The 20,533-nt window shown below is 51.7% G+C and carries 28 protein-coding genes; 19 read left to right on the top strand and 9 right to left on the bottom strand.

The features are described 5' to 3' along the window. The first annotated feature begins 159 nt into the window (after positions 1 to 159). Positions 160 to 1,152 (top strand): M23 family metallopeptidase, encoded by a 993-nt coding sequence (locus KNP75_RS00295; RefSeq protein WP_215189250.1) that lies wholly within the window; start codon positions 160 to 162, stop codon positions 1,150 to 1,152. A 39-nt stretch (positions 1,153 to 1,191) separates the two neighbouring features. Here KNP75_RS00295 and KNP75_RS00300 read toward each other — a convergent pair whose 3' ends face one another. Continuing rightward, positions 1,192 to 1,659 carry a helix-turn-helix transcriptional regulator gene (locus tag KNP75_RS00300; RefSeq protein ID WP_215189252.1) on the bottom strand — a complete coding sequence of 156 codons (468 nt, stop codon included), beginning with the start codon at positions 1,657 to 1,659 and terminating at the stop codon, positions 1,192 to 1,194. Between the two features lie 139 nt (positions 1,660 to 1,798). Continuing rightward, a complete protein-coding gene (locus KNP75_RS00305; protein ID WP_034779670.1) occupies positions 1,799 to 2,341 on the bottom strand; it encodes a TraR/DksA C4-type zinc finger protein in 543 nt (180 codons plus the stop codon). A gap of 155 nt (positions 2,342 to 2,496) precedes the next feature. On the opposite strand from KNP75_RS00305, the gene KNP75_RS00310 reads away from it, so the two are divergent. The 4 genes from KNP75_RS00310 (at position 2,497) to KNP75_RS00325 (ending at position 4,328) form a co-directional block, all read left to right on the top strand. Next, complete coding sequence (locus KNP75_RS00310; RefSeq protein WP_034779668.1) at positions 2,497 to 3,021, top strand: GrpB family protein; 525 nt, start codon at positions 2,497 to 2,499, stop codon at positions 3,019 to 3,021. Between the two features lie 55 nt (positions 3,022 to 3,076). After that, entirely contained in the window at positions 3,077 to 3,394 is a 318-nt protein-coding gene (locus KNP75_RS00315) for a hypothetical protein (RefSeq protein WP_214753435.1), read from the top strand. After that, positions 3,391 to 3,855 (top strand): GNAT family N-acetyltransferase, encoded by a 465-nt coding sequence (locus KNP75_RS00320; protein ID WP_215189254.1) that lies wholly within the window; start codon positions 3,391 to 3,393, stop codon positions 3,853 to 3,855. Before KNP75_RS00315 ends, KNP75_RS00320 begins: the two co-directional genes overlap by 4 nt. A 170-nt stretch (positions 3,856 to 4,025) precedes the next feature. Continuing rightward, the gene (locus KNP75_RS00325) at positions 4,026 to 4,328 is read left to right on the top strand and encodes a hypothetical protein (RefSeq protein ID WP_034779662.1); all 303 of its coding nucleotides are present in this window, start codon (positions 4,026 to 4,028) and stop codon (positions 4,326 to 4,328) included. A gap of 24 nt (positions 4,329 to 4,352) precedes the next feature. On the opposite strand, the gene KNP75_RS00330 is transcribed toward KNP75_RS00325, so the two are convergent. The 3 genes from KNP75_RS00330 to KNP75_RS00340 all read right to left on the bottom strand — a co-directional run bounded on the left by KNP75_RS00330 (position 4,353) and on the right by KNP75_RS00340 (position 7,790). Then, positions 4,353 to 5,210 (bottom strand): pirin family protein, encoded by an 858-nt coding sequence (locus tag KNP75_RS00330; protein WP_214753437.1) that lies wholly within the window; start codon positions 5,208 to 5,210, stop codon positions 4,353 to 4,355. Between the two features lie 124 nt (positions 5,211 to 5,334). Further along, positions 5,335 to 6,606 carry a hypothetical protein gene (locus KNP75_RS00335; protein ID WP_353049009.1) on the bottom strand — a complete coding sequence of 424 codons (1,272 nt, stop codon included), beginning with the start codon at positions 6,604 to 6,606 and terminating at the stop codon, positions 5,335 to 5,337. 287 nt (positions 6,607 to 6,893) lie between these two features. Next, on the bottom strand, positions 6,894 to 7,790 hold the full coding sequence (locus tag KNP75_RS00340; RefSeq protein WP_215189256.1) for an aldo/keto reductase: 897 nt from the start codon (positions 7,788 to 7,790) through the stop codon (positions 6,894 to 6,896). Between the two features lie 153 nt (positions 7,791 to 7,943). Between KNP75_RS00340 and KNP75_RS00345 the strand changes: the two genes are divergently transcribed. From KNP75_RS00345 to KNP75_RS00360, 4 genes are all read left to right on the top strand, one after another. Then, positions 7,944 to 8,555: a serine/threonine protein kinase gene (locus KNP75_RS00345; RefSeq protein WP_034779656.1), complete on the top strand. Its 612-nt coding sequence runs from the start codon at positions 7,944 to 7,946 to the stop codon at positions 8,553 to 8,555. Between the two features lie 83 nt (positions 8,556 to 8,638). Further along, the gene (locus KNP75_RS00350) at positions 8,639 to 8,968 is read left to right on the top strand and encodes a four-helix bundle copper-binding protein (RefSeq protein WP_034779654.1); all 330 of its coding nucleotides are present in this window, start codon (positions 8,639 to 8,641) and stop codon (positions 8,966 to 8,968) included. A 113-nt stretch (positions 8,969 to 9,081) separates the two neighbouring features. Beyond that, positions 9,082 to 9,594 (top strand): GNAT family N-acetyltransferase, encoded by a 513-nt coding sequence (locus KNP75_RS00355; RefSeq protein WP_214753440.1) that lies wholly within the window; start codon positions 9,082 to 9,084, stop codon positions 9,592 to 9,594. Positions 9,595 to 9,660: 66 nt separating this feature from the next. Further along, on the top strand, positions 9,661 to 9,999 hold the full coding sequence (locus KNP75_RS00360; protein ID WP_114165343.1) for a zinc ribbon domain-containing protein YjdM: 339 nt from the start codon (positions 9,661 to 9,663) through the stop codon (positions 9,997 to 9,999). Between the two features lie 45 nt (positions 10,000 to 10,044). Here KNP75_RS00360 and KNP75_RS00365 read toward each other — a convergent pair whose 3' ends face one another. Then, entirely contained in the window at positions 10,045 to 11,502 is a 1,458-nt protein-coding gene (locus KNP75_RS00365) for an aldehyde dehydrogenase family protein (protein WP_215189258.1), read from the bottom strand. 170 nt (positions 11,503 to 11,672) lie between these two features. Here KNP75_RS00365 and KNP75_RS00370 point away from each other — a divergent pair, with 170 nt between their 5' ends. The 4 genes from KNP75_RS00370 (at position 11,673) to KNP75_RS00385 (ending at position 14,106) form a co-directional block, all read left to right on the top strand. Continuing rightward, positions 11,673 to 12,026, top strand: a complete 354-nt coding sequence (locus tag KNP75_RS00370) for a PadR family transcriptional regulator (protein ID WP_214709184.1) — start codon at positions 11,673 to 11,675, stop codon at positions 12,024 to 12,026. Next, entirely contained in the window at positions 12,001 to 12,756 is a 756-nt protein-coding gene (locus KNP75_RS00375; protein ID WP_215189260.1) for an HAAS domain-containing protein, read from the top strand. Before KNP75_RS00370 ends, KNP75_RS00375 begins: the two co-directional genes overlap by 26 nt. Before the next feature lie 112 nt (positions 12,757 to 12,868). Next, on the top strand, positions 12,869 to 13,099 hold the full coding sequence (locus tag KNP75_RS00380) for a hypothetical protein (protein ID WP_214753442.1): 231 nt from the start codon (positions 12,869 to 12,871) through the stop codon (positions 13,097 to 13,099). Between the two features lie 59 nt (positions 13,100 to 13,158). Next, the gene (locus KNP75_RS00385; protein ID WP_215189262.1) at positions 13,159 to 14,106 is read left to right on the top strand and encodes an alpha/beta hydrolase; all 948 of its coding nucleotides are present in this window, start codon (positions 13,159 to 13,161) and stop codon (positions 14,104 to 14,106) included. Between the two features lie 11 nt (positions 14,107 to 14,117). On the opposite strand, the gene KNP75_RS00390 is transcribed toward KNP75_RS00385, so the two are convergent. Then, entirely contained in the window at positions 14,118 to 14,960 is an 843-nt protein-coding gene (locus KNP75_RS00390; protein ID WP_215189263.1) for a GNAT family N-acetyltransferase, read from the bottom strand. A gap of 72 nt (positions 14,961 to 15,032) precedes the next feature. Between KNP75_RS00390 and KNP75_RS00395 the strand changes: the two genes are divergently transcribed. After that, positions 15,033 to 15,743: a YjjG family noncanonical pyrimidine nucleotidase gene (locus KNP75_RS00395; protein ID WP_215189265.1), complete on the top strand. Its 711-nt coding sequence runs from the start codon at positions 15,033 to 15,035 to the stop codon at positions 15,741 to 15,743. Here KNP75_RS00395 and KNP75_RS00400 read toward each other — a convergent pair. Beyond that, positions 15,714 to 16,160 carry an NUDIX hydrolase gene (locus KNP75_RS00400; RefSeq protein WP_215189267.1) on the bottom strand — a complete coding sequence of 149 codons (447 nt, stop codon included), beginning with the start codon at positions 16,158 to 16,160 and terminating at the stop codon, positions 15,714 to 15,716. The genes KNP75_RS00395 and KNP75_RS00400 overlap by 30 nt on opposite strands. Before the next feature lie 53 nt (positions 16,161 to 16,213). Here KNP75_RS00400 and KNP75_RS00405 point away from each other — a divergent pair, with 53 nt between their 5' ends. The 3 genes from KNP75_RS00405 to KNP75_RS00415 are packed head-to-tail and all read left to right on the top strand — an operon-like array spanning position 16,214 to position 17,853. Further along, entirely contained in the window at positions 16,214 to 16,816 is a 603-nt protein-coding gene (locus KNP75_RS00405) for a pentapeptide repeat-containing protein (RefSeq protein ID WP_214755978.1), read from the top strand. Then, entirely contained in the window at positions 16,813 to 17,652 is an 840-nt protein-coding gene (locus tag KNP75_RS00410; protein ID WP_215189269.1) for an aminoglycoside 6-adenylyltransferase, read from the top strand. The genes KNP75_RS00405 and KNP75_RS00410 overlap by 4 nt, the downstream gene beginning before the upstream one ends. Positions 17,653 to 17,700: 48 nt before the next feature. Further along, positions 17,701 to 17,853 (top strand): hypothetical protein, encoded by a 153-nt coding sequence (locus KNP75_RS00415; protein ID WP_034779628.1) that lies wholly within the window; start codon positions 17,701 to 17,703, stop codon positions 17,851 to 17,853. 13 nt (positions 17,854 to 17,866) lie between these two features. Here KNP75_RS00415 and KNP75_RS00420 read toward each other — a convergent pair whose 3' ends face one another. After that, the gene (locus KNP75_RS00420) at positions 17,867 to 18,268 is read right to left on the bottom strand and encodes an ion channel (protein ID WP_084592883.1); all 402 of its coding nucleotides are present in this window, start codon (positions 18,266 to 18,268) and stop codon (positions 17,867 to 17,869) included. A 104-nt stretch (positions 18,269 to 18,372) separates the two neighbouring features. On the opposite strand from KNP75_RS00420, the gene KNP75_RS00425 reads away from it, so the two are divergent. Next, on the top strand, positions 18,373 to 19,200 hold the full coding sequence (locus KNP75_RS00425; RefSeq protein ID WP_353049010.1) for a glycoside hydrolase family 191 protein: 828 nt from the start codon (positions 18,373 to 18,375) through the stop codon (positions 19,198 to 19,200). Between the two features lie 160 nt (positions 19,201 to 19,360). Continuing rightward, entirely contained in the window at positions 19,361 to 20,530 is a 1,170-nt protein-coding gene (locus KNP75_RS00430; RefSeq protein ID WP_214753453.1) for a GAF domain-containing protein, read from the top strand. Positions 20,531 to 20,533 lie beyond the last annotated feature (3 nt).

Consider the following 20,533-nt stretch of genomic DNA (forward strand, 5'->3'; position numbering starts at 1 on the left):
TGAGTGAAGTTTGTGGAGGGTCGACTCACCGTTTTGACATGTTCGACATACAAATGAAATGCTTCATATATTGAACTTTTCAAACATGGATGCTATATTCGCACTTGTAGCTTTTTATATAGCTAGCGAATCATCCTATTTGGAGGTTTTTATCAATATATGTGGAAACAACTACTCGTAACCGTCGGTACAGGCGTCCTGATTTTTTCAGGGACTTCAGCCGTATCGGCGGATCAACTTACCCCGCAAGACCTCGTCAAGGCGACGAAATCGCTCGAACAGACCGAACAGCGGCTTCATACCTCAAAACAATCGGTCGCGAAAGCCAAACGCCGCGCTGAAGCGGTTGAAGCAAAAAAGAACGCGATACAAAAGAAGATTGATCGTGCCAACGCGAAACTCGCGTCATACGAGACGGCGCTGAATCCCGAGACGGATGATCCATCCCTGTTCAAACAAGTGCTATCGACTGTGCTTCCGAGCGCGAAAGCGGAAGCGGCGGCATCTGAAAAGACCGAGGCTGACTTGAAAGAGAAACAAGCGGCGACGACTCAGTCGTTAGAAAAATTAGAGAACGAACAGGCCAAAGTGGACGCAGAGCACAAGAAGGCCCGCTCGACCCATTCAGCCGCCTACAAGCAATTGAAACATCGGGCCGCCGAGTTGAAAGATTTGAAACGACAAACGGCAGCGTTGGCGCCTGAGAAGCTCATGATGCCGGCGACCGGTCGTCTGTCACAAGGCTACGGCGCTGCGAGCGGACAGTTCGGGTACACGTTCCATAACGGACTCGATATCGCCGCGAACGTCGGCACACCGATTTACGCGGCCGCGGCCGGAACGGTCACCGACGTCAAGTCAGGTGGTCCTTACGGCAAGCACGTCTTCATCGAGCACGAAATCGATGGTCAGAAATGGACCACGGTCTACGCGCACATGCATAAAATCGAAGTGAAAAAAGGACAGGCGTTGCTCCAAGGCGAAGGCATCGGCCAAATCGGCAACACCGGCAACTCGTCAGGTCCTCACCTCCATTTCGAAGTGCATAAAGGCGAATATGCCTATTCATCCAGTTCGGCCGGAAACACGGTCAACCCGATGGACGTCGCCGAAGTACTCGGTGGCGCGTCGCCCATTAAAGCCACTTATTGACGCAACGAAATTCGTTGCGTCATTTTTTGTGTCATTTCTTCAAGCCTGCTCATCATGTGTCGTTCGCAGTTCGAACAGCTTTTGAAACGCCTCGTCGCGGTCGAACGTGCTGAACCAGCGAAAGTCGTCGTGGTCGAGAATCCGGTAATGTTGACTGACCATATTCTGTTGAATCCGATATTTCCCTTGATGCTCGATCGTCGTCCACCAGACGTGTCCGCCCAACGTCTTCGTCGCCAACGTTGAATCGGTATGCGCGACGAGGCGAATGAACTCGATCGGTTGATCCCCAATCAACGAATGGAGATAAGAGCTTTGATTGAACAAGGCGCAGATGGCGACGGTCGTCGTCCAGTTCGCGTTCAGGCGTCGCTTCTCGATTTGAATCAATGTCTTTTTTGAGATACCGACGAGCGTACAGAGTTCTTCTTGGGATAATCCTTGTTCCGTCCGAATCAGTTTGAGTTTGCTGGAAATCAGCTCAGAAAACGTTTCTTTTGTATGCATAAATTCTCCTAAGATGTATTTTTACACATCGTATCATGTGGCTTGAAAACAGGGAAGATATAGGATGGGGAAAACAGCTGTTTATGGTCATGAAAAAGCGGAAGGAGATGGACTCCTTCCGCTCACGCAATGGCCTACGTTATTCTCGTGTCGGGTCGTGATTGCCTTCGCTATCAGCAATCGTATCCGAGCTCCCGAAATCCTCGACTTGACTGAACGCGTCGGTGCTTTGGCCAGGCTCATCCGTCCCATCGAGCTGTTTGCGGGCGGCTGTCTCGGACGGATTGAGCACGTCTTCTTCGACCGGGCGTTCACGGTCGGTCTGATGCTCGTCTTCTTCTTGTTCACGCGCATGCTTGATGCAGAGTGTCGCTTCCGGGATCACCTCTAGGCGGTCCAACTCGATGTCTTCCCCGCACACCTCACACTTTCCATACGTGCCTTTCTCGATGGCGAGCAGTGCCTTGTCAACATCGCTCAAAAAATCTTCATCGAGTTCCGTGAGCGCTTGGTCGCGTTCACGCAAAAAGAGCTCTTCCCCGGAATCGGCCGGGTGATTATCATAGTGCGACAGTTCCCCTTCGTCATATACCTCTTCCCGATTTTCCATATATCCTTCGGTCTTCGCTTTTTCTTTTAATAGACGCTCCTTGAACGTATCGATCTGCTTCTGTGTCAACATACGGTTCACTCTCCAGTTCTGTTTTCATTAGTATTAGCATTTCCCATTTTGAGTCGTGACAAACCTTCCCGTCGGCGGGGTGCGTTTCTAAACGATTCGGAAAACGGGTATGATGACAGAGAAGGAACGAATTAGCCGAAGGAGGAATTAGGACGATGAGAAAAGTAGAAGTCATCCCATATGACCCGATATGGGCGACGAAATTCGAAGAAGAGGCGGCCAAGCTCCAGCGATTGTTCGAAGACGAACTCGTCGCGATTCATCACATTGGCAGTACGTCGGTCCCCGGGCTCGACGCGAAGCCGATTATCGATATCATGCCGGTCGTGCGGCAAATCGAGCGAATCGACGACTGGGTCGGTCATATGGAAGCGCTCGGTTATCGGAGTTTTGGTGAACACGGCATCCCGAGACGCCGTTTCTTTGCGAAAGGCGAGGAGGTTCGGACTTTCCACGTCCATATGTTCGAGGACGGGGATGACGGCGTCATCCGGCATCTCGCCTTTCGTGACTACTTGGTCACATTCCCGGACGTGCGGGACGAGTACGCGGCGCTCAAGCAGCAGTTGGCGAGTCAACATCCGGACGATATCGAAAGTTACATCCAAGGGAAACAAGATTGGGTATCGGCGACGGAGCGGGCGGCTACAATATGGTATGGATCCAGAAAACAAATTTGAAACCTTTTTCCATTTCCCCTCGTAAAGAATGGTAATTATTTAAGGGGGGAACGGAATGAAACAATTTCTTGGCAAGTGTATCGAGTACGCGTTCGTCGCCGTCGTGTTCGTGGGTTTGTTTTTCGGACTGCGTTACGGAGTCAGTCACTTCGTCTTAACAGCCGAGGAGTCTTATTTCTATGTCTTTCTCGGCACCGCGTTTATCGTCTTTCCGGCCTCGCTATTCGTAGGTTACTGGCTGGCCCGTCCCATTCAGCGCCGTTTGAGCGGAAGAGAGACCGTCAGTTCGAACCACACGTTGCGCGGGTATGAAAAACCGCATGGGGTCACTGAGACACGAGACTATGGGAACGAGGGGTCGGGATCGTTATGATGCAGTTGAAACGAACCGGCGATGCGGCATTGATTGCGACGTTGAATCGTCCCATCCATGAGCATCATCTTCAACTCGCACCGGCTTTCTTTGCATCTTACGATCACGCGGCGATGGAAACGGCGTTTTCGGAGATGATGGCGCGAGACGATTATCATTTCTTCACGGCAGAGGTCGACGGGGACACAGTTGGCTACGTCTGTTTTCAAGAGCGGGTAAGTGAGGCGAACGCATTTCGGCAAGCAGTGCGCACGCTGTACGTGCATCAAATCAGTATTAACCCGGAAGCGAAGCGAAAAGGGTATGGACGTTTGATCATGGATGAAGTGGAACGCTTTGCCATCGCGCACGGATTTCCCTCAATCGAACTGGATTATTGGTCGGTGAACGAAGCGGCTGCGGCTTTTTATGAACAGGTCGGATTCCGAGCGAAACGTCAAGTCGTCGTGAAGCAGCTGTAGAACGGAGAGACCGGCCATCCTGTTCCACGGGACATTCGATTTCTTGAGCGCGGGAGATACGGTACCGGACTTTGTGCCAGCCATCTCATCAGCACTCTTGATCGGTCTCGTGCTCGTCTTGGCGCGCCGCTATGATGCGCAATTTTTGAAAGTGGAATGAGGAGGATTTGATGGAGACAGTCATTTTAGTCATCGGTGTCATCGGGACGATTTCGCTCATGTTATTCATGTCGAACCAATGGTTGGGTTATGGCAAAGGCAACATCGTCATGACGCTAGACGAGCATTATACGAATTTGAATGAGTATGTGCCGGCAATCCTGACGAAACTGTATGAGGACGGGAAGTCGGCCCATTATCTCGGCGACCGGAAGTTTGAAGTGGACGGGAAACGCTACGTCCTCGTCGAGCGGACCGTCCCGATTGGTCGGGTTCCGACACAACAGACGGTGCTCATGCCGGACAAACAATAAGCCGCGCCTCAGGCGCGGCTTATTTTATTTGACGGCGGGGGGACCGAACACACCGGCGTGATAGTCGCGGAACGCTTGGCGAATCTCGTCCTCGGTGTTCATGACGAACGGGCCGTGAGCGATATAGTCTTCTCGAATCGGTTTGCCTGAATAGACAAGCAGTTTCGTGCGTGACGTTGCTTTTATGCGGAGTCCGCTCTCACCCTCGGCCGTCTCGTCGAACGTGAGCGTCGCTACGTGTGTTTTCTCGAGCGGTGTCGCGGACGTCCCGAGTTCGACCGAACCGGCGAGCATATAGACGAAGGCGTTATGGTTCACGGGGATGACGTGCTCATAGACTTCACCTTCCTTTAAGGTGACTTCACTCATCGTGATCGGGACAAGGCTGTCCATCGGGCCTGTCGCACCGGCGACCTCACCCGAATAGACACGGACTTGTCCACCGTCGATCGGCACGACCGGGGCGTCTTCGACGTACACGTTTTGATAAGACGTCGTCGTCGTTTTGAGCGCTTTCGGTAAATTGAGCCATAGTTGCAGCGTATGAATCAAGTCATCAGCAACGGCCTCCTCGGCGTGTCGGGCCGCCCAGCCCGCGTTCATGTACTGGACGTCTCCGGCATCTAAAATCGAATGGCCGCCATGGTTGTCGATATGTTCGAGTCGTCCGTCAATCACGTAGGTGATCGTTTGGAAACCGCGATGCGGGTGGTCCGAGAACGTGCCACGTTTGAACCAGTCCTCGGCCATCAAGATGAACGGGTCGAACTCGTTTTTTCGCTCAGGGGGCAAGACCCAACCTTGTTGTACGTGTGGATATCCAGGTTGCTTATAAGCGACGGGCCAATGTGTGGCGACGTCGCGCTCGAATCGTTTCGTCATCGAATTCTCTCCTTTACATCGTTTGCTGTCATTGTCGCATAGCGACCGATGGATACTTCCTGATTTTGCCTAGAAAACGTGCAAAGACAGACCGGTTCATACCGGTCTGTCTTTAGGAAGGGGGTTAGCCCTGTTGCTTATTGAATAAGTCGTGCCACCGTTCGGCATCGGCGCGGAGCAGTTTGAAGTGTGACCCTGTCAACGTATTCGTCAAAAAGACATCGTCTCCGCTATAGCTGACATCGAACGTCTGCGCACAAATACCTTCGAAGACGGTCAAATAGGGAGTCGGGGCCGGGGTTCCGGCCGTGGCGACAGCTTTTGAACGATCGATCGCTTGAAACACGAATTGGACGGCCTCGGCATTGGCGTGATGCAAGAACGATGCGTCCTTGGACTCCGTTCCGAGCAGCGCCAAGTCATGTGTCACGACATGCCGGCGGTGGGCAAATTGTTGTCGCATCTTCGTTTTCAACCGATCGCCGCGAAGCAACGTCTCTTCTCGATAGGTGATTGAGACGACTTGTTTATGCGGTTTCCCGTCACGGATGAACGAAAAGCTGAACAAAGGATAACGCTCATTCGGGATGAGTGTCGTCGGGAGCGTGCTCGCTTGACGAGCGCCAAGCATGCGGTCGAACCTCGCGTCTTTCGGTCGAAGCACATCCCCATATAAGGTTTGATCAGATGACAAATGAAGCCCGTATTGTTTTGTATCTTGAGACACCTCGGTACCTAAGGCGAGGGAGAGGAAAGGTTGGCGCGATGCTTCGTTAATCGGCAACGTGACCGTCTCATATGTTTCCGGGGATTCGAACGTGAATTCGAAAGAGCCATTGAACGGCATCGTCACGTGAACGAGCGTCTGATCGAGCCCGCTCCGTTTCGGATATGGCTCGTTGCCGACGGGTTTAGTCATTTCCTCTGTGAAATGGATCCGTTCGTGCGGTTGGGCGTTTCGTAGTTTTGACGTTGCCGAAGACGGGACAGCGTGGTCACGATACGCAATGAGACTGTTCGGCAACGTGTCGATTTGTTTCATATACGTGATCGTCTTGGCTTGGCACTGGACGTAGGCTTGATTGTCCACTTCAAAAAAAGTGGCGGTCGGAAAGACATCGGTCGAGGATGTCGTGATCAGCGGTTGGGTCAATGTGACCGTCCCGATCAAGTGACGTTCTCCGTCAGGAATACGGGATAGCGCGTCCTCTGGATAACAAGCATCGAGGACGTTCGTCCGATCGGACTCGGTCATTTCGATTTGTTGTCCTGATGGCAGGGTAGCGCGACCTTGATAGTACTCTGGAGCTGTATGTAAACGAAAGGCATGTTCTTCTTCACATCCAAAAAGGACGAACAACATGGCGAGCGTACAAAGAATCAAGTACTTTTTCACGGGGGTGCACTCCTTTGATGATTAACTTTCATCATTTTAGCACCATTTTTTTGTGACTTTAGTCTTAGGAAAATTAATGTGTTTTTTTTAAAAAAAATCAAAAAACCCGCTCAACTTGAACTGAGCGGGCTTGTTTTACACTTATGGATATGAAATGGAATTTCACTCTTGTGAACATGTCGATTTTTGACGAATGAACCGTTGAATGGCCACGTTCTTGAAAATGATGAAATTATTAAAAAAAACAAGGATGGAACTAATCAGGGTTTATTTGTTTATTTTTACCTTCAATCGACGTCGCGGCCGCGGGCTGCCTTCAAAATTTCGAACCATTCTTCACGGGTGAGCTCGATCTCAAGCGCGCCGACGGCGGTCTTGACTCGGTCAATTTTCCCAGATCCGACGATCGGCATGATCTTGGCAGGGTGTTTCAAAAGCCATGCGTAAACGACTGCATCGATACCGCTCGCTTTATGGCGGTCACTGATGTCTTCGAGTTTCTCGCGAAGCGGCGCATACCGTGACTCGGTGAACAGTTGACCGCCGGCGAGCGGGCTCCACGCCATGAGCGGCATCCGCTTCTCGTGGCATAGGTCGACAGAACCATCTTCGAAGTGTTTCAGTTGCATCGGTGAAAGTTCGAGCTGATTCGTCACGAGTTGGAACGGCAAGCGTGACTGGAGCAACTGTTGGGTTGCCGGTACGTGGTTCGAGACACCGAACGTCCGGACTTTTCCACTGCGTTGTAACGTAATGAATGCCTCAGCGACTTCGTCCGGGTCCATGAGCGGATCGGGACGATGAATCAACAGCGTGTCAATCTGGTCGATGGCGAGCTCTTTGAGTGAACGCTCGGCTTGATGGATGATATGCTCTTTCGTCGTATCATAATGGTTGATTGTTTGGCCTGGGTTGAAAGAACCTGTCAGTTTAATGCCAGTCTTCGTCACGATCTCGATTTGATTGCGAAGTGAAGGATTGAGGCGAAGTGCTTCCCCGAATAGTCCTTCACACGTATAGCCACCGTATATATCGGCGTGGTCGAACGTCGTGATTCCAAGTTCGATACATTGCTCGATGAACGTGAGACGTTCCTGCGGGCTCATATCCCATTCAGCGAGACGCCACATGCCGTGGATGATCCGTGAGAATGATAAGTCTTCTGTCAGTTCGATACGTTGCATGATTGATTCCTCCTCATTGTCTGTCGCTTTCATTATAGAGATAATCGGGGGATGCGTCACTTATTGGGCGTATCGGACGGACGCGGACCGAGTCAAATGAAAGTGATTTCAGTTATGATAGGAAAGAGATGAACCGAAAAAGAGGAGTGCTCTATGAATCATTATGAACAATATGCGGGCGTCACGTTTGAGCGACACGGGCAAGACACGCGTGTGACCGCCTATCATCCTGACCTCGAACTGCACGGGATCGGGCGCAGTGCTGCCGTGTTCCGCATAAAATCTACACGACTCGTCATTAAAGTGTTTTTCCCTGGCTATACGCACATCGCGGCCGAGGAAGCCGTGATCTATCGGAAGCTCGAGGGATTGCCACAATTCCCGGGTCTGTACGAAGCGGGTCCTAACTATATCGTCATCGACTATATCGAAGGGAAGACACTGTTTGAATGTTTGATTGAAGGCATTTGGATCGACCCCGCGTACATCAAGCAAGTCGATGAGGCGCTCATAGCGGCCCGGCGACTCGGGTTGACCCCGTCCGATGTCCATTTGCGCAACCTCATCCTCACGCCGGACGGCCGACTCTATTTGATTGACTTGGCGCGATTCCGACAAGGGCAACAAGTCGATCACCAATGGGAAGATTTGAAGCGGATGTATCGGCTCTACCGCCTCCGTTTCATGCCGAAGCGGTATTCGGAGCGCTGGTTGAACGGTGTCGCCTACCTATATCGTACGTTCGTGAACGACCCGAGACGTTAGTCGACGGTCGTTTTTCTTTTGAAGATTAGGGAACAACAGTAACGTATTGTCGTTGTGTAGTCATTCAAAAGGAGGACGAATACATGGCTCATCGAATTTATGCGAACGAACTGGAAACGTTGCACGATTGCGTGGAGACGTGCAATTACTGTCTTGAATCTTGTCTCGAGGAACATGACGTGAAGATGATGGTCGACTGTATCCGACTCGATCGTGAGTGCGCTGCAATCTGTTCATTCCTCGCTGAGGCGATGACACGGGATTCGGCGTTCGTACCGGAACTGGCCCGGGCTTGTGCGGTCGTCTGTAAGGCGTGTGCCCAAGAGTGTGAGAAACATAAGCACGAACATTGTCAGGAATGTGCGCGCGTCTGTTTCGAGTGCGCATCGATGTGTGACCGTTTGGCAGCCTAAGGTAAAAAAGTCAGTCGAAACGGCTGACTTTTTTTGTGGCAGCAAATCGTTACGTGTATTTTGAAATTGAGATAAGTATAATAAAGAAAACTTATAGAAAGTATGGTGTCCTCATGATTCGCAACTGCCGTCGAGACGACCTTCAAGCCGTTTTACATATTTACAATGACGCAATCGTCAACAGTACAGCTGTTTACCATTACGAGCCGGTGACGCTTCAAAATCGCGTCGCTTGGTACGAAGACAAAAAAGCGTCCGGGCTCCCGATCATCGTTTGGGAGGAAGGCGATGTCGTCATGGGCTTTGCCACGTTCGGCCCGTTCCGTCCATGGCCGGCCTATCATTATACGGTCGAGCACTCGGTGTACGTGCATCCCGGCTATCGGGGGAAAGGGATCGGGAATAAATTGCTCCGTGAAATCATCCGCATCGGTGAAGAACGGGAAGTGAAGACGATGATTGGTGGGATCGATGCCGCCAATATCGCGAGCGTCAAAGCACATGAAAAATTAGGGTTCGTCCATTCAGGCACGATAAAAAAAGCCGGCTACAAGTTTGGCAAATGGCTGGACTTATCGTTTTATCAGCTTGATTTGAAAGGCCCCGAGACTCCGCAAGAAGGCTGACCGCTAGCTGTCGAACTTCTAAAATTGCGGTATACTGGGAACAGTGTATCGAATGGAGGAATCAGTATGACAGAACTACCGAATTGCCCAAAATGTCAGTCAACTTATGTGTATGAGGACGGGAGCTTGCTCGTCTGTCCGGAATGCGCCTACGAGTGGTCGCCGAGCGAGGTAGCCGAAGCGGAAGCAGACGCGCAAATCAAAGATGCGAACGGAAATGTGCTCCAAGACGGGGACACAGTCACGGTCATCAAAGATTTGAAGGTGAAAGGGACGTCGCTCGTCGTCAAACAAGGCACGAAAGTGAAAGGGATCCGTCTCGTCGACGGGGACCATGACATCGACTGCAAGATTGAGGGCTTTGGCGCGATGAAACTCAAGTCGGAGTTTGTGAAAAAAATTTAAAAAAAGCGTGTTGATCCGTTCGCGGACCAACACGTTTTTTGCTGTTTATGAGAAAAATGGTTTGTATTCCCGGCGTTCGTGCATGACGGATACCCATTGGAGCGTCGTGAACTCCTCGAGCACCCACTCGCCGTTGAAGCGGCCAAGACCCGAATCTTTCTCTCCGCCGAACGGCAAGTGCGGTTCATCGTTCACCGATTGGTCGTTGACGTGAATCATCCCGGTCTCGACTTGGCGTGCGAACTCGGTCGCACGGTAAATCGAACCGTGGACGGCACCACTCAGTCCGTATGGCAACTCGTTCGAGAGTTTCAGCGCCTCGGCGTCGTCCTTGAACGACAGAATGACGGCGACCGGTCCGAAAATCTCATTTTTCGCAAGCGGCATGTCGTTCGTGACACCGCTCACGACGGTCGGCTCGAGCACGTTCCCGTCAGCGTTGCCGCCGACCTGGAGCGTCGCACCGGCGTCGACCGTCTGCTTGATTTGATCGAGGATGCGGTCGACTTGATCGTGATCGATGAGCGGCCCGACTTGTGTGTCTGATTCGTTCGGGTTGCCAAACTTCAAGGCACGGACTCGCTCAACGAATTTTTTGAGGAATTCATCGTGAATCGACTCGGCGACAAGGATTCGGTTCGTCGACATACAGATTTGCCCTTGGTGATAGAATTTCGAATAGACGGCCGATTCCACGGCACGGTCGATGTCGGCGTCGTCTAAGACGACGAAGACGTTATTCCCGCCGAGTTCGAGCGCTGTCTTTTTCAACAGGCGTCCGGCCTTCTCGGCGATCCCTTTGCCGACCTCGGTCGAACCGGTGAACGAGATGAGTTTTGGCACCGGGTGCTCGACGATGGCGTCCCCAATCTCCGAACCGCGACCGACGACGATGTTCAAGACGCCTTTCGGAAGACCCGCTTCTTCAAATAGCGAGGCGAAGAGGAGACCTCCTGTGACCGGTGTCGCCGTCGCTGGTTTGACGACGACGGTGTTCCCCGTCGCGAGGGCGGAGACGATTGAGCGGACCGCGAGGTGGAACGGGAAGTTCCATGGACTGATGACGCCGATGACGCCGAGCGGTTTCCGATAGACCCGGTTCTCTTTGTTCGGGACGATTGAAGGCTTGATGAGCCCGTCCATGCGGAACGGGAACGTCGCCGCTTCCTTGATGATCGCCATCGAGGCTAAAAATTCGCCTTCTGCTTTGATGCGCGTGCTGCCCGACTCTTTGACGAGCCAGTCGATGATGTCATCTTTATGCTGCAACGTCACTTCGGCGAACTTCTCAATCAAGGCCCGGCGATTTTGTGGCAGCATCGTCGCCCATTCGGTTTGTGCTTCTTTCGCAACGGCATAAGCCTTGTCGAGATCAGACTCGTCGGCCGACCGGATGGCGAACAATGTCTCATCCGTGAACGGGTTGGTGTTATCGATCGATTTGTCGCTTGACCCTTCGACCCATTGGCCATCAATGTACATCTTTGTAAAATCGGTATGCATATTCAAACACTCCTTTATCTTTTTGCTTCACCTTAAGAAGTATTCACCTGATTTGAAAAAATAAACCTCTCGATGCGCAACTAACTTGTTTTACAAAGTAGTTGCAATTGGTAGTGCCTTCCATTACTATTGTGTATAACAAGTTAGTTTAACGAAAGTGAGGTCACGCCATGGCGATGAGTCAAATGTTAAAAGGATTGCTCGAAGGTTGCCTGTTGGCCATCATCGATAAAGGAGAGACGTACGGCTATGAGATGTCGGAGAAGTTGCAAACGTATGGCTTCACGATGGTGAGCGAGGGCAGTATTTACCCGGTCCTGTTACGGATGAAGAAAGAAGGGTGGGTCGAGACGGTCCAAAAGGCGTTGCCATCAGGGGGACCGAAACGAAAATATTACATTTTGACGGAGGCGGGGCACCAAGAGTTGCTGGCCTTCAAACAACGTTGGGCGGAAGTGTCAAGCGGCGTCGACCGCGTACTCGGAGAGGGGAATGAAGATGGAACTTTCAAAAAAGAGTCGTGATTTTTTGGATGATTTAGCGGTATATCTCATGTCGAGCGGGAAGTCGGAAGGGGAAGTGCAAGACGTTGTCGCCGAGCTGAAAGACCACCTCGAGGAGGCGGAACGCGCAGGCAAAAGCGTGGACGATGTCGTCGGCCAGAGCCCGAAAGCCTACATGCAGCATCTTGGGCGTGAGATGGCGTTCGATGGAAAAGGGTTTTTCAAAATCATCGCGATGATCATTCCGAACGTGTTCGCCTACATCATCATCGCCAACTTCATTCAAGGCGAGATGACATTCTCGACGGTCCAGTTGATTGGGTTCCCGCTCATCGCCGTCCTGTTCTTGCTGGCCGCCTCACAAGCGTTCCGCCACATGTCGGTCCGTTCGAAAGAAAGCAAATTTAAAAATGGGGCGACGTACATCACGCTCGCCGCGATGCCGATGACATTGTTCCTCGGACTGATGGTACTCGACATCTTCGTCGAGACCCCGACGATCGTGTTCGGTCCAACCGGTCAACTCGTTTTGCTCGGTCTCGCCGTCGTCACGTTGCTCACCGTCTCTCTGTGGACGAAGACATGGATCAATCTGATCATTCCGATTCTCTTATTTGGGCCGCAATACGCGTTCGCCCAGACAAGCTTGCCGCTCGAGCAACAACTGATTTTCTCGATGCTGATTCTGTTCGTCGGGATGGGGGTCTTCTTGTTCGTCTGGTGGAAAAAGAATCAACGGGGGCAAACCTGATGCTCGGACGAATCATCTTCGTCGCTCTTTTATGTCTGCCGTGGGTTTTTTTCGTGACAGCGGGGGCAATGCGCTTGGTTATCTCGTGATTCCGGCCGTGATGTGGTGGAGCGTGTGGCAATTTGGCCGGCGTGGATGGTTGCGTTGGATCATTTTTACGCTCATCATCTCGCACTTGATTTCCATGACCATGATCGGGTACATCGATGGGGCATGGGATTACTTTTTCAAGCCGTTCGGCCAATCCATCGTCATGAACATATGGACCGTCGTGTTCGCGAGTGGGGTCGTTGTAGTATGTGTGAACCGTTGGGCTTTCGAAAAAGCACGTGAATCTGCTTAAGGTCGAACGCGGCTGGGAATAGGCAACTGTACGCCTAAAAGAGAAAGAAGGGATTCCCGTTGCCAGTCAATCCGACGATTCAATTTTATTTGAACCAGTTTCAAAATCAAATCTCGACCACATATGACCAATTGGATCCGCTCGAATTAAGACGACAAGAAGACGCAATGATGACCCGGTTTCAACATAGAGAGCATGTATATCACGTCGAGAATCGCTCGATTATGCTTCCGAATCGCTCACTGCCAATCCGCGTCTATCGGTCGGGTCGAACGATCGCGCCAGCACTCGTCTATTTTCATGGTGGCGGATATGTCACGGGCAGTCTCGACACCCATGACGCGATATGTCGGACGATCGCGAACGAGGCCGACTGCACCGTCATCTCGGTCGGCTACCGACTCGCTCCGGAGCATAAGTTTCCGACAGCCGTCTACGATAGCTATGAGGCGCTCGTTTGGATTGCGGATCACGCCTCGGAACTTGAAATCGATGCCGAGCGCATCGCCGTCGGCGGAGACAGTGCCGGCGGGACACTCGCCACGGTCAGCGCCTTGATGGCGATTGAACGAGGTCGTCCCCTCGTCATGCATCAGCTGCTGTTTTACCCGGTTACCGGGACCGAGGAGAACTTGCCGCTGTCATTGATTGATTACGCGAACGGTTATCTGCTCGATGAAGGGCTCATCCGGTGGTTCCAGCAACAATATTTCCATGATGAGTCGGAATTGATGCATCCGTACGCCTCGCCGATTTTTTCGGACCACTTAGGGGACCTTCCCCCGACGACGTTGTTGACGGCCGAATACGATCCGCTCCGCGACCTCGGACGCGCATACGCCAACAAATTGATTAGCCTCGGTGTCCCGGTGACGTATCAAAATTACGAGGGCTTGATTCACGGCTTCGTCAACTATTACACGTATGTCCCGGAAGCGAGACGAGCCGTCAAAGAAGCAGCACAGGCACTCGGACACGCATTCCATACGAAAAAAACTCGCCCCTGAGGCGAGTTTTTTTACGCTTTCGATAAGCTTGGGAAGCGACAGCCTTCCGGGAAGAGCTGTTCTTCATTCATGCGAATCATCCATTGCCCGTCCCGGGATGGGCGCTGTTCCACACCGTCCAGCTCAGGCGTGAATTCGAAGACGATCTCGGTGATGCCTTCGAAAGAGAGTCGGGCCACAACGTCACGCATGTCGACAGGCCGAGATGACAGCACCGCGAATAACTTCAGACGCGTGCCTTCAATCAAATAGATGACGTGCACATCGTCGAAGCGATAAACGTCTTTGTTCATGCCTTGATAGTAGTGGAACATCCAAATATGCATGTCGTCCGTCGCATAGAGGCGTGGCGAAAACGGGAGCGACTCCAGCTTGAAACGACGCCACTGCTCGGCATCGACATCGACACGTTCGAGTGGACCCGCAGATCCCGATACTGAAACGAATAGCTCCGGTTCAAGTTGGACGGAGAACCCCTGTTGCTCGTAAAACGGTTCAACCCCTTCGTCACAAGCCAAAAAATAAGGCAAGCCATCGGCGTCATGCTGTTTGAACACATGCTTGAAAATACGGGTGGCGAGTCCTAGTCCTTGTCGGTCCTCGTCCGTCATGACCGTCCCAATCTGATACGCCTCGCGAGCGGTTCCGTCCGTCATCAGTGTCATTCGGCTCATGCCGACGTTCGAGATGATATTCCGATAAAACGTCAATGAGTAACAACGATAGCGCTCGGTCCATTCACCAGCACGATACCAGTCCCGAAAATCGATGCCGAACATCTCATCGGCCAAATAGAAAAACGACGCGAGTTCTTTCTCCGAATACTCGAGGTTTGAGATGGGTGGTTTTGGCATGTGACTCACTCCCTGTTTTGAACTTCTCGGTCCGTTCCTGTACATTAGAGGCAGAGAGGGGTAATACCGATTATGAAACGATATGAAGCTATTTTATTCGATGTCGACGATACGTTGCTCGACTTTAAACAGAGCGAGCACGTCGCCTTGGAGCAGTTGCTCGCGGCACACAACGTTCGGATGACGGATGAATTGAAACAACAGTATGTGATGATCAATAACGGATTATGGCGCGCGTTCGAGCGCGGCGAGGTCGGACGGGAAGACGTCTTGATGGGCCGGCACACGCAACTGTTCGACACGCTCGGCATCACGATCGATGCACATGAAGTCGAACAGCGTTATCGCGACCATTTGCACGCCGGGGTGCACATCATCGATGGGGCACTCGAACTCGTCCGTACGCTCAGTGAACAGTATCCGCTCTATATCGTCACGAACGGGGTGACGGAGACTCAGTTCAAGCGGCTCGAAGCCTCGGGACTGCTCCCTTACTTCCAAGACGTGTTCGTCTCGGACGCGACCGGTTCACAAAAGCCAATGAAACCATTTTTTGACTATGTATTTGACCGGGTTCCGAATGTGGCACCGGAACGCGGGCTCATCGTCGGGGACTCACTGACGGCAGATATCGCCGGCGGGCGCATGTATGGGCTCGACACGTGCTGGTACAATCCGCACGAAATTGCGGCGACGGTCGAGACGACATATGAGATTCAAGACTTGCACGAGTTGAAGTCGATTCTATCAAGCTCAGCGATCGATAAAGTGGGGCGGCAATGATTGCGGCAACGCATAGAGTGTCTCCGGGAAGAGTTTCAAGTCCCGGAGTTCGTCGAGCGGCTGCCAACGATAGATGAGGTGATCGCCTTCTGGTCCGTGGAAGTCTCCATGCCGGAGCGGGAGGTCACCCGTTACATAAAAGTACATGCCGATTTCATGGACCGTGCGTTCCAAATACGTGAAGAAATTTTCGGACACGAAAGCGAACGTCGTTCCCGTCAGTGTTGCTTCGAGTTCTTCTTGCAGTTCACGCGTCAAGGCAAGCTCGGCCTCTTCGCCGATGCCGACACGACCGCCCGGTAACGCCCAAAAGTCATCGTTCACGTTCCGATGAACGAGCAAATGACCGTCCTGGACCCAGATGCCGGCGACGCGATAATTGAACGTGCCGTGCTCGGTCGGAAATACGATATCCATCTTCATCACTCCATTCCTTAAGCTACATCAAGTATACGCCAAGGAGGCAGGTCATGTTTCAATCAAATGAGAGTTATAAAGGCGAGGACTTCCGCGACGAGACGCTCCGTGACATCCAACTCACGCAGACGACGTTCGAGAACTGTCGCTTCACCTATATCGATGCGACCGAGTTTGAGACCGAACAGTGTCGTTTCATCAACTGTGACTTCACCGATTCGAAGTGGAACGCCTCGCGCCACAGCGGCAGCTCGTTCCTGAATTGTCAGTTCAACGGGGCGAATCTGTTTTTGAGCGAGTTCGATCAGTGCAAGATGACGGGTTCGTCGTTCGAGTCATGCACGTTTGAAGGGGTCGTCGTGCGCGAGGGTGATTGGTCGTTCGTCAATCTGCGTCACGCTCCGCTCCGGAAGATGGATTGGTCCGGTGTCCGTTTGACCGAGGCTGATTTATACGGTGCGGATTTGAAAGAATCACGCTGGACGAACGCCGTCTTGTCCCGTGCCGTGTTGCAGCACGCGGATTGCTCCGGTGCCGATTTTGTAGGGGCCGAGATGGATGGGGTCGATTTCTCGGACGTCATTCTGAAACAAGCGACGCTTGACGTCATGCAGGCCGTCCAAGTCGCCCGCTCGCTCGGGGCGAACGTCATATGACCAATGAGCAAGTGCTCGAGCACTTGACGGCCATGGCCGCGGAGCGGGAAGACGTCCGCGTCCTCGTCTTGAACGGGTCGCTCGTCAATCCGCACGTAAAACCAGACCGTTTTCAAGACGTCGATGTCACTTGTTTCGTCGAAGACGTGATCGCGTTCATCGAGGACCGCTCGTGGATGGCGCCGCTCGGGGACGTCTTGATTATGCAGACGCCGGACGAGGTGCCGGGAGGCGACGAATATGAGCGTTTCGCGTTTCTCGTTCAGTTTGCAGCCGGTCATCGCGTCGATTTGACCGTCCGTCCTATGCGTGACGTGCAGGAAGCGATTCACGCTGACTCACTCAGTCTCGTCCTCATTGATAAAGACGAGATTGCCGGTCAACCGATCCCATCTGATGACACGTACCGCATCAAACGACCGAGCCGATTCGACTATGAGCAGTGTTGGAACGAGTTTTGGTGGGTGTCGCTTTACGTCGTCAAAGGTATCAAGCGGGGTCAACTGTTATACGCTTTCGACCATGTGACGATCATGCGAACGATGCTCCGGCAGATGCTTGCATGGGACGTCGGCTTTGCGACAAACTTTACGGCGAACGGAGGAAAGTCCGGGGATGGGCTTGAGAAGCATCTGGCCCCTGAAGTATGGCAGGCTTATCTTGATACATACACTTTGGTCGAAGTGACAGCGATGGAAACGGCCCATGCGACATTGGTGGAACAATTTGAATGTGTCAGTCGCCGCGTGGCCGACCAAGCCGGATATCCGTTTGCGGAGATGGAAGCCCGACGAATTCGTGACGCCTTTTCTACGCTTTGGTGTTCAAACGATTAGTTTTCGGTTGAGTCGGGAAAAGCCCCTCTATAGAAGGGGGAATGACGCTTGAATCCGTATACGACGTTCATCGCGCTCCTAGTGGGGAGTTTACTTTTATTTGTCGGCATCCGGACGAAAAAATGGCCGATTTTAGTCGTGGCCTTATTTCCGCTTGGACTTGTCGCCTTCAACATGTATTTGCTGATTACTGGACGTTAGAAGACTGTTTTCTTCAGTCTTCTTTTTTGTATATCGATTTTACAAAAAATGCTGTCGGCAACAAAATCCCGATGGCCGCTTCGAGCAAGGCGAACAACCGGGCCGGACCGATTGGCAGCAGGTCGCCGAATCCGATAGACAGCAACGTGACCCCGCTGAAGTAAAGCAGATTGCGCCAGTTCGGATCGACCGCGTTCATCGTCTCGAGTGACGTCACCAATATGACGCCATCGCGTGAGAGCGCGTAGTAAATCAAGGCAAACCCGATCATGACGCCGAGTAGGCTGACGAACAAGTGGCTGAACAAGCGCATGTCGAAGCCGGTCTGTCTATACGTTTGGCGCCGAAAGAAGGTAAACACGTTCAAGCCGACGAATAATAGGGCAATCGTCAATAAAATGGTATTCACGCCCATTTCTCCCTTCTGTGACAGTCTGTACTATGTTGTTTCCCTGATCGTTCACCGTCAAACGGACCGATTCACACCAAGACGGATTCATTCAACAAGGAGGTGTCCGAGTGCGACGATGTTTAGTGAGCGGCTTATTGTTCATCTTCTTTTTAGGAGGATGTACGACGAAAGAGCCGTTTGATTTTGATGAGATCAATTCCTATAAGATTTTTTATAACATGCCGACCGAGGCGATCATTGAAGACATGGCCCGATACGACCTCGTCATCATCGAACCGATTTGGTATACGCCGGAACAGATTGAGACGATCCGCTCGAACGGGACGAAAGTGCTCGGCTATATTAACGTGATGGAAGCAGACACGTGGAATCGTGCGCTCATCGGCCAAATGGACAAAGACGATTTCTTCTATCGGGACGGGGAACGCATCTATTTCCCGAAATGGGATTCGTATTTGACAGATATCAGCTCGTCCGATTTCCGTAAAATTTTAATCCGTGAAATTCAAAAACAAGTCATCAATAAACATCTGGACGGAATTTTCCTCGACACGGTCGGTGATATCGATGACGTCCACCTCGACTATCCGGACGACTTAGAAGAACAGCTGGCTGGGCTCGAGGCCTTTTTACAAGCGATTGAAAAGGCATATCCGGGCGTCCCAGTCGTCCAAAACTGGGGCATCGAGACGCTCGAACGAACGAGTGCGCCTTATGTGGAAGGCTTCATGTGGGAAGGTTTTAACTACACGGAAATCACGTCCGACTCTTGGTCGATGGAGATGCTCGATCGAATGAACGCGATTCAGGACGAATACGGAATCGCTGTCCTCACCGTCTCAGACCAAGAAGAGGCAACAAGTCGGGATATGGCCGAAGCGAACGGATTCATCCATTATCACGAACCAACTTATTACAATACGTGGGATTTTTAGGGGGTAATTAGGGTAAAGGAAGATAAGGGACTATGTATACCTGTCCGAGGGCAGGGGATCATCCCGCATTAAAAACTGAAGAGATGTTATCCATGAGGAGGGGATTATCATTCTGTACGCTCAAGACCGTCCATGGCTCAAATGGGTCGAGATTCTTGTCGTGTTCGCACTATTGATCGGAATCGATTTATTCTTCAGCCTAGGCACGATTCAAAATGAACTGAACTTGTTTTATGTGGCCGCCATCCTGTTCGCGCTCAGGTATGGAACGATTTTCGGCTTAATCAGTTTCGGCATTTTGCTCCTCTATAAAGTGTTATACACCGGCTTAATGGGAGGAGACATCTTCCTGTTGTTCTACGATACAAACTCACTTCTTACACTGTTTTACTACTTCGCCATCACTGTCATCGTCGGGTTGTTCAGCACCTCATTTCGAGAGCGTTACGAAATCAGCCAGTTCCGCAACGAAGAACTGAAAGATGAAAACACGTATTTGAAAGAGACCGTCGATTTACTCAACACTTCGCAAACCACACTTCGTCAAAAACTACTTCAATCCGAGTACAGCTTGAACCAATTGTATGAACTGGCCGTATCGCTTGATTTGCCGCATCCAGAATTGATTCGGAGCGAGACGATTCGTCTATTGAAAAAAACGTTCCTCGCGAGTGACGTCGCCATTTACCACGTCGACCGTTCCCAGAAGTCGATGCGCCTCTTGATTCGCCAAACGGACAAGAAAGAGTTTCCGCAAACGATTTTTCTCGATGAGGCGTCGAGTATGTTCAAACGGTTCTTCCAAGTGCAAGAGACGACGCTCCGTCAACTCGACGACGAAGACACGGACCCGATGTTGCTCGCACCGATCATCGTGGACGGGATGACCCGAGAAGTCGTCGTCATCAAACGGTTGCCGCTTCGAAAATTGACGACCGATGACTTGCACGTTCTCAACATCCTCTTCTCGTGGATTGGCACACGCATTCAAAATGCCGAGAACCTGATTCGTAAAGAGCAGCACGAGAAGATGCATAAAGGCACCTCATTTTATAAGAAAGAAGCGTTCACAGAACTCGTCGCCATCCAAGAACAAAAGAAGATTCACCATGGACAGCCGTATATCGTCCTCGAATATCCGCTCGGGTATGAGCCTGTCTCACTCGAGAGTATCGAGGCCATCGTCCATTCATATTTACGGGAGATCGATGTCGTCGGGTACGACCCTGATGAGAACAAGCTGTTGCTCTTACTCCCAGGAACGAGTGAAGAACACCGTCAACGGATCTATGACCGGATCGAAGGGATTTTGATCCAGAAGGGAGTGTGACGA

The organism is Exiguobacterium sp. s6, from assembly GCF_018618155.1.
In the GTDB taxonomy this organism is placed as follows: domain Bacteria; phylum Bacillota; class Bacilli; order Exiguobacteriales; family Exiguobacteriaceae; genus Exiguobacterium; species Exiguobacterium mexicanum_A.